The following is an 8,408-nucleotide window of genomic DNA, read 5'->3' as shown; positions in this document are numbered from 1 at the left end:
CTCTTGCCGGCGTATTCCGCATCTGAGAAGCTCATTTGGCTCATCGTTCCGATTGTCCCGATTCCTTCAACCGACACAACGTCTCGCGGCATGATTCGCGGACTTGTTCAGACCTTCCCTAGCAACCCTCTTGCGAGGATGACGATTCGCTTGCGCATGAACTCCTTGGGGCCATGAGTACGACCGATGCGAGGAGAAGGAGCGATAGAACCACCCGAGTGCCCCACCCCACGCGCCTCAAACCGAAGGCACACACCGCCAAGACCGCCAAGAAAGCGAACAGGAAGACAGGATACGGCGACGAGGCCAAGCCACTGAGCGCCACCGTGTACCCCGCAACCAACGCGGCACAAGCGAGCGATGCAAGCCCACCCAAAGAAATGGCCATAGCCTTGCCGAGCCGAACCGCAACGAGACGAGCATTGCCTTTCATGTGCGAGAGGTGCCTAACGTTCGACATGAGCGGCAGCCGAAGGCTGTCCGCTCGATGGAGGGGTTAGATGCTTGGTGAACAAGGGCACAGCAGCCTCTCGGGTTGCTGAAGACCACACGATACCGCGCCTGTCCTTGCCGCTAAAGCCTCGGTGCCACAACGACGAACCAGCCTCACCGTAGCGATCCTCTTCCGAACCGATATGTCGCAACGACAAGCGCTCGTTCGACACTTCCGCGGACAACGAGCCTCACCCGCGAGGTGCCCAACGTCGGACATGAGCGGCAGCCGAAGGCTGTCCGCTCGATGGACTGGTTAGGCCAAAGCGTGAAACGGAGCCTCGGCCCACCAGAGGGCAACTGCCAAGCTGAGAGAACAGGACCGTCAAACGCATAGCTCAGCAACTTGGCAGGACAAAGAAGGCAGCATACGAGAGAGCGCTCGGCCCGTGGCCAACCATGAACAACGCGGCGCAGTGCACCTTGCTCTCGCGTTTGGCCGCCAAGCGCGCACCACAGCGGCCCTGCCAGACAAAGAATGCGGCGCATCCCGTGCGCTCGATTCAACGCGCCTCACCGTCGGGCTGCCAGAGCGTTGAACATGCGCTCCTGCCCTTTTGCCAGAGCGGTGAACAAGCGCTGAGATCCTGCCTTCGGTATTCATGCGGCCTGGCGCCTAACGTCGGACATGAGCGGCAGCCGAAGGCTGTCCGCTCGATGGAGGGGTTAGATGCGTGGTGACCGTAGGCACGAACAATCCTGCTGGTTGACGATTGGACCGAACGATACGCCACAACCGCCTGGCAGAAAGCCTCACTGCGAGAACTACTCGCCGCACACCCGACCGCTTCATCGCCGAGCCCACATGTCGCAACGACCAGCGCTCGTTGACACCGGGTGAGAACCACCGCAGCGCTTCTTGCTCGGAGGTAGGCGTACGCAGAACAAGCACTACGGCGGAAGCGCTCTCCTTCGAACGACTTGGCATCTAACGTTCGACATGAGCGGCAGCCGAAGGCTGTCCGCTCGATGGAGGGGTTAGATGCTTGGTGAACAATGGCACAGCAGCCTCTCGAATTACTGAGGACAACACGATACCGCGGCTGCCCTTGGCGCTAAAGCCTCGGTGACACAACGGCGAGCTGACCTGGCCGTAGCGATCCTCTTCCGAACCAATATGTCGCAACGACCAACGCTCGTTCAACACTTCCGCGGTGCGCCCTTTTGCTTTTGCGCGCTGGCCCCGCGCCCAACGCGACAACACACTCTCGCCACCGCACCGTCCTCTCGCGCACATGGCATCTAACGTTCGACATGAGCGGCAGGCGCCGGCTTGCCGGCGACTGTCCGCTCGATGGAGGTGTTAGGCGCCACGGTGTGACGCCCTTAGCTGAGCTGCGACTGCCGCTGCGCCGCTCTGCTCTATGAGTGCCGCGTCAACTGCGCTGGATACTGTGCAACCGGGCGACAAAGCGAGCGTGAACCAAACTTGCTTGTCGCTCCATGGGCTGATTAAGTATCCGTCGCGCACTAGGGCGAGACTAAATTCCATGGTTCTTCGCGCCTCGGAGTGCTGCTCAGTGGAAAGTGCCTTCTTAAGTGCGGGAAGCGCTGGAGTTAAACCAAGACGAAGTACCCAGTCGGCTGCTTTGATTCGGACCTTTGAGCTTCGATCTCCGAGACTCTTGGTTATGACATCAAGTGAAGTTGCTTGGGGCGTTTTCTCTGACAGGCAGAGGATCGCGTTGAATCGCTCCGTGGCCTTTTGACTCTTGGAGAGATCAACAAGCAGGTCTATCGCTTGTGGGTCAAACGCCAAGGCATCGGCGAGGACGTAGCTGGCTGTCTCATATAGCAGCGTGCGACTGCTGGACAGCGCCGCTCTAAGGGACGCCAACGCAGAGGAAGAGAGGGGGCAACCCACTGCATTGCTTGACACGGCATCGAGCATGGGGGCTACAAGATCCGGCCACTGCGCCGACAACGCATGAACGCCGCGACGCTGAATGTGCTCAGGGAGTGTCATGGCGCCTAACGTTCGACATGAGCGGCATGACCCGGCTTGCCGGGGCATGTCCGCTCGATGGAGGGGTTAGGCGTCATTCTCTGCTGATGTGCGAGGCCAGAACCTGCTCAACGGTGTACGAGACGCGGCGTTGGCGAATCAATTGATCAACAAGATCGGCGGGCAAGGTGTAGTTACCTTGCGGCATCTGCTTGTAGAACGGCGGTGCACTCGGCTTGAGTAGCACCCAGATGTTTTGACCGTCAAGCCCCCTCACTCCGAGCACCTCACGCTCACCGACGCCAAGAACGACAGGCTCACCAAGCGGAGACGCTCTGTGTTGGTACTCAACGCCTTGCAGCACTGACCACTCAGCCTTTTCGCCAGGAGTTTCACGGGCGTCCGGGTCAGAGCACGCGAGCAGAAGAGTGGCAGTTGCAAAGAATGCCACGACGGTGCCGCGTTGGTGCGCGCGGTGCATGACGCCTAACGTTCGACATGAGCGGCAGCCGAAGGCTGTCCGCTCGATGGAGGGGTTAGGCATTTCGTGAACAACCGACTACAGAAAGAATGACATTCCGACGCCGAGTAGCAGGAGCAGTGGCGTGACAAAGACTAGCCAAAGCTCTAGTTTCCGAGCGCTGGATCGAGGCGAGCCTTCAAGGACGAAGGACGCACTGTTTAGCAGTGTGCCAAGCAGCAACGCTCCGCACAGCATGGCTAGGAACGCCATTGCTCGGCCAAGCCCTATGCCCATACAGGCCATACTTTGACAGGCTTGCCCCGGGGTTGTGCGACTGTCGAAAACTAGCCAACCCGCAGTTAGAAGCAGCGTGCCGTAGGAGAGTGCGCGCAGGAGTTGGGATGCACGAAGTTTTGACATGGCTTGACGGCTCGTGCGGCTCAAAGGGGACTCGACGCGTTGAAGAATGCCTAACGTTCGACATGAGCGGCATGACCCGGCTTGCCGGGGCATGTCCGCTCGATGGAGGGGTTAGGCAACCCACCCACTAGACGATTGTTCCCCTCAAGTCGGTGTTGATGACAGTGCACCCACCATTATCTTGATTCGCGACGATGGAATAGAGCGTATCCGCCTCGAAGGTGTGCACGGCCTCGCAGATTCCGTTCCAATCGTTAAAGTTGGACCCGTTCGCTGCGCCCGCAAGTTCCTTGCCGTTGATATACAGGGCATGCTTTGCCCAAGTTCCGCTTCCCGCTCCACCTCCGCCCTTAGCGCCGGTCTCGCTTCTAATACGAAGAGTGGTTTTCTCTCCGAAGCGAACGGACGTGTCTGCCCGGCCGGAGTTCTTGCGAACTATGTTGAAGACTACCGTGCCGGGCGATCTTGCCAGGTACATCTCCGTGACGTCTGACATCCTGTTCTCCGAGGTCACACATCGACGGCTATGTGCCTGTGCCTTTGTCGGGCATCCGTCGCTGCCCGTGCTACGCACCGACAGCCTGTCAGGTGGCAGGAACGTGCGCATCCTTAATCCGGATGAGGCCGGCGCAAGGGGTGCCTAACGTTCGACATGAGCGGCATGACCCGGCTTGCCGGGGCATGTCCGCTCGATGGAGGGGTTAGGCCTCACCGCGTGCCCTGACCACCGAAACGTTCCCTAAAGCCCTCTTGCGCCTCGCCGATGAACGGCAAGAGTTCAACTTCTGCGACGCGGACAACGCCAATGCCAAGTTGCTCCGCTTCCGCAATGAGGAACCGCGCGACCTGTTCTGTAGGAACGAACAGCGTTTTCGGCCACTGCTTCTTGTGGGCTTGACCTTCCTTCAACAGGCGTTTCACTTCCAACTGCGCAGGTTCGCCCTGCGTTGCAGCGACAGGCGTGGAACTGAGGATGAAGCAACTCGCTGCGTCCATGAGTGCGAAGAAATTGAAGTCTCCGTCCCGCTCCGTATGGATGGGTTCGTCGTTCAGCTGGAACGCGAGCCACGCGTCGTTGACTTTGAACTGATTCGGATGAAGCACGGACCTTCCTTTGTGAGGCCTAACGTTCGACATGAGCGGCAGCCGAAGGCTGTCCGCTCGATGGAGGGGTTAGACGCAGCCCTTGCACACCACGGTCGGTGGCCGATAACCGCGCCCACCGTGGACAAGCACCAGACCGAGACCTTCGCGGCTCATGGCTGCGAGTGTGCCCGCTCGGACAACTGCCGCGCAAGCCAGTATTTAGCGAGCACCTCGGTTCTTGCCCGACCACGAGAGATGGAGATTGCGAGGGGACGCAGACCGAGGATGGGTGCGCGCACCACTGGTGAGCCGGCCGCCAGCGGACGGACGGCCCACGCCAGCCACTGCGCGAACCCTTGCCCAACCACCCATCTCAGGAACGAAGAAGACAGCACACGAACTGCAATTCGCAGCGGCTGCAGACCAATGCCCTGCAGAGCATCAAATGAACGCGTCGGCACAGCGCGGTGGTCGAAACTGGAGGCGTCTAACGTCGGACATGAGCGGCAGCCGAAGGCTGTCCGCTCGATGGACTGGTTAGGCCGAGGCGTGCAACGGAGCTTCGGCGCACCAGAGGGCACACGCTTGCGAAACCGAACAGGAACGTCAAACGCATAGCTCAGCAGCCGGACCAGACAAACAAGGCAGCATACGAGAGAGCGCTTGGCTCGTGGCCGACCATGAAGAGCGCCTCGCGGTGCACATTGCTCTCGCACGCGGCTGCCAAGCGAGGAGCAGAGCGGCCTTGCCCAACAAAGAAGGCGGCGCATCACATGCGCTCGGTTCCACGCGCCTCACCATCAGGCTGCCAGAGCGTTGAACACGCGCTGCTGCCCTTTTGCCAGAGCGGCGAGCAGGCGCTGTGATCGCGCGTGGGGTATTCATGTGGCCGGGCGCCTAACGTTCGACATGAGCGGCAGCCGAAGGCTGTCCGCTCGATGGAGGGGTTAGCCCCCGCGCGGAAAAAACGACCGCAGCAACCAAGCCGGAGACAAAGCCTGGCATGAGCGCCATGGCGAAAGCGACATTGGCAACGCGCGCACTGCTGCCGCCAACAAGGCCAATGAAGGCAAAAGCGGTGAGACTGCCAACGGCACCAATGCCCACACGCGCACCCCACGAGCGCAGACGCGGCCTGAGAGCGCCAGCCAGCAACCCGGTGCAACCGGCCGGGACGGCACCATACACGTACGACAGCATCAATATAGGGAGAAGCGCACCCCACGCTTTGCCAGCATGCGAAAAGTAAGACCCAGCGACGACCACGCAGAGCCAGTACACCAGACCGCCAACTGGCGGTGCTAACGAGGCGAACACTGCCGCGCCAAACATCGCGTTTCGGAACGTTGGAACTGAGGCGACTGCGGCTGTCATGGGGGGCTAACGTTCGACATGAGCGGCATGACCCGGCTTGCCGGGGCATGTCCGCTCGATGGAGGGGTTAGGTCCGTGGTTGCGCGCGTATGAGCGACTACGCCAAAGAGACGACATGATGTACCTCCACTCCTTGTGTGCCTGCTTCTCTTGCCAGGGACTCGATCATTCCCAAAGCCAACGCAGAAACTGCGTGCTCGCAGGCCACGATAACCCTCGCTTCGCGCGGAGGAACTAGTCCGAACTCCTCGCGAAAGCTCGGGTTCTGAATCTCGGCCAGATAGCCGCGAACCTTGCGCTCCAGACGAGAGAGTGTTTCTATCGATCCATCGAGAGGCCCGCTACACACGACAACAAGGTCAATGGTGCCGTCATGTTGCTTGGCAACGATGTCGATGGCGTCGAGGTTCTGGATTGGGAGTTCAAAGTCTTCCATGCCGTTCCAACCGCGAGACTACGCGCAAAGGACCTAACGTCGAACATGAGCGGCAGCCGAAGGCTGTCCGCTCGATGGACTGGTTAGGCCGAGGCGTGCAACGGAGCTTTGGCGCACCAGAGGGCACACGCTTGCGAAACCGAACAGGAACGTCAAACGCATAGCTCAGCAGCCGGACCAGACAAACAAGGCAGCATACGAGAGAGCGCTTGGCTCGTGGCCGACCATGAAGAGCGCCTCGCGGTGCACATCGCTCTCGCATGCGGCTGCCAAGCGAGGAGCACAGCGGCCTTGCCCAACAAAGAAGGCGGCGCATTACATGCGTTCGGTTCAACGCACCTCACCATCAGGCTACCAGAGCATTGAACAGGCGCTGCTGCCCTTCTGCCAGAGCGGCGAACAAGCGCTGTGATCGTGCGCGGGGTATTCATGCGACCGGGCGCCTAACGTTCGACATGAGCGGCAGCTGGCGGCTTGCCGACAGCTGTCCGCTCGATGGAGGGGTTAGCCGCCTGGCTCATCTGCTCAAACACCCATACCTCTCCCGCAGTGCCTCATGCTCCTTCCGAAGCGCCATGATCCCTGCCGCCTTTAGCCAAGGCGACAGTAGGCGAAACCGAGCCTCGTACTGAACTCGATCTTGGATAGTGACCCCTGCGGGCATCAAGGCGACGATGCGCTCATGAATGCGCCTGCGGTACAGGATTGACGAAGACTCCCGCACCGCAGAGCGAGGCCAAGCCGCTTCTTCCGACTGGGGATGAAACCCCTTTGCGACCACCTGTTCGAGCCAGACCTTTTCCGGCTTCGCACTGATATCGGATCTGAGGACGAAGAAGCGCATCGCTGGAGGTAGAAAGGCGGCTAACGTTCGACATGAGCGGCAGACGCAAGCGGCCGAAGGACGCTTGGGGCTGTCCGCTCGATGGAGGGGTTAGGTGCCAACCCTTCGCTTGAGGCTCCACTTCTTGGCAAGCGAGGGAACGACAACTAGCCACTGGATTAGACCGACGAGCAAGTAGACGCCCCACATGAACAGGTAGAACGTCGGATGGTGATCCCATGCAACGCCAAAGTAGGCCCCAAACGGCAACGTTGCGACATCTGATCCAACGAACACTAGCAGGCCGAACGGGAAGGTTAGCAGAGTCATCCAAAAGTTCAGGCCCACATGAACGTCCTTGACATCCGCTGGCGATGGACTTGTGAGACCAAAGTAGAGAACCCACAAACATGCGGTAAGCCACAACGGAAGGAGGACAAGGCGAGGTCGCATGGCACCTAACGTTCGACATGAGCGGCAGCCGAAGGCTGTCCGCTCGATGGAGGGGTTAGGTGCCGCGACCCCGAGGCCAACAAGCGAGCCCCGCAAGCCAGAGATACGCAAGCGCTGGCACCCGGAAACCGCCTTGCATGCGACACAACGCCTGACTCAATGCGCATGTTTCGCCTTGTACTCCGCTATGGCTTCAGCAAGCGTTGCCACTATGTCTTCGCAGTCCTTTCGCCAAACGTAGTCGGTGCTCTGACGAGTAATCACAACGGTACAACGGTTGCTAGTCCGCTCCCCGTCCCACTTCAATAGGACGATGGCACCGTCAGCTTGTGTTTGCTCGATTAGCGGGATCAGGTCCTCAAGCACCGCGCGCTCCGAAGATTGAGGCACCTAACGTTCGACATGAGCGGCAGCCGAAGGCTGTCCGCTCGATGGACTGGTTAGGCCAAAGCACAAAACGGAGCCTTGGCCCACTGGAGGGCAAGTGCGGCGCTCAGAGAACAGGACCGTCAACCGCATAGCTCAGCACCCTTGCCCGGCAAAGAAGACAACATGCGAGAGCGGCTGAATCGTGATGAACCGCCAGGCCGCGCCTCGCAGTGCACATTGTTCTCGCGTATGGCTGCCAAGCGCGGACCACCGCAGCCTGGCCAGACAGAAAAGGCCCGTATGACAAACGCTCAATTGGACGCGCCTCACTGCCCCGCTGCCAGAGCGTTGATCAAGCGCTACTGACCTGTTGCCAGAGCGGTGGACAAACGCTGAGATCGTGCGTTGGGATTTCATGCGGCCTGGCGCCTAACGTCGGACATGAGCGGCAGCCGAAGGCTGTCCGCTCGATGGACTGGTTAGGCCAAAGCCTGCAACGAAGCCTTGGCGCACCAGCGGGCAGAAGTGGGCCCGACTGAGCAGGAAC

At 60.1% G+C, this 8,408-nt stretch carries 5 protein-coding genes; all 5 read right to left on the bottom strand.

Annotation, left to right across the window (positions count from 1 at the left end; genetic code table 11):
* Window positions 1-1,795 precede the first annotated feature (1,795 nt).
* Window positions 1,796-2,383 (bottom strand): HEAT repeat domain-containing protein, encoded by a 588-nt coding sequence (locus tag VPH43_RS24670; RefSeq protein ID WP_442909339.1) that lies wholly within the window; start codon window positions 2,381-2,383, stop codon window positions 1,796-1,798.
* Between the two features lie 148 nt (window positions 2,384-2,531).
* The gene (locus VPH43_RS24570; RefSeq protein ID WP_328580419.1) at window positions 2,532-2,918 is read right to left on the bottom strand and encodes a hypothetical protein; all 387 of its coding nucleotides are present in this window, start codon (window positions 2,916-2,918) and stop codon (window positions 2,532-2,534) included.
* Between the two features lie 529 nt (window positions 2,919-3,447).
* Window positions 3,448-3,816, bottom strand: coding sequence for a hypothetical protein (locus tag VPH43_RS24565; protein ID WP_328580418.1), 369 nt, complete (start codon window positions 3,814-3,816; stop codon window positions 3,448-3,450).
* A 212-nt stretch (window positions 3,817-4,028) separates the two neighbouring features.
* Complete coding sequence (locus VPH43_RS24560) at window positions 4,029-4,424, bottom strand: hypothetical protein (protein ID WP_328580417.1); 396 nt, start codon at window positions 4,422-4,424, stop codon at window positions 4,029-4,031.
* A 1,453-nt stretch (window positions 4,425-5,877) separates the two neighbouring features.
* Window positions 5,878-6,216 (bottom strand): hypothetical protein, encoded by a 339-nt coding sequence (locus VPH43_RS24555; protein ID WP_328580416.1) that lies wholly within the window; start codon window positions 6,214-6,216, stop codon window positions 5,878-5,880.
* Window positions 6,217-8,408 lie beyond the last annotated feature (2,192 nt).

Source organism: Ideonella sp. BN130291, from assembly GCF_036231905.1.
Taxonomy (GTDB): Bacteria; Pseudomonadota; Gammaproteobacteria; order Burkholderiales; family Burkholderiaceae_C; genus CAMLIZ01.
Note: the sequence above shows the minus strand (reverse complement) of the source record. Positions and strands in the feature narration are given on the sequence as shown.

What these genes read in the sequence shown, in the direction of transcription:
- VPH43_RS24670 (WP_442909339.1), bottom strand. Translation starts at nt 2,383, where the DNA reads ATGCTCGATGCCGTGTCAAGCAATGCAGTGGGTTGCCCCCTCTCTTCC.
- VPH43_RS24570 (WP_328580419.1), bottom strand. Translation starts at nt 2,918, where the DNA reads ATGCACCGCGCGCACCAACGCGGCACCGTCGTGGCATTCTTTGCAACT.
- VPH43_RS24565 (WP_328580418.1), bottom strand. Translation starts at nt 3,816, where the DNA reads ATGTCAGACGTCACGGAGATGTACCTGGCAAGATCGCCCGGCACGGTA.
- VPH43_RS24555 (WP_328580416.1), bottom strand. Translation starts at nt 6,216, where the DNA reads ATGGAAGACTTTGAACTCCCAATCCAGAACCTCGACGCCATCGACATC.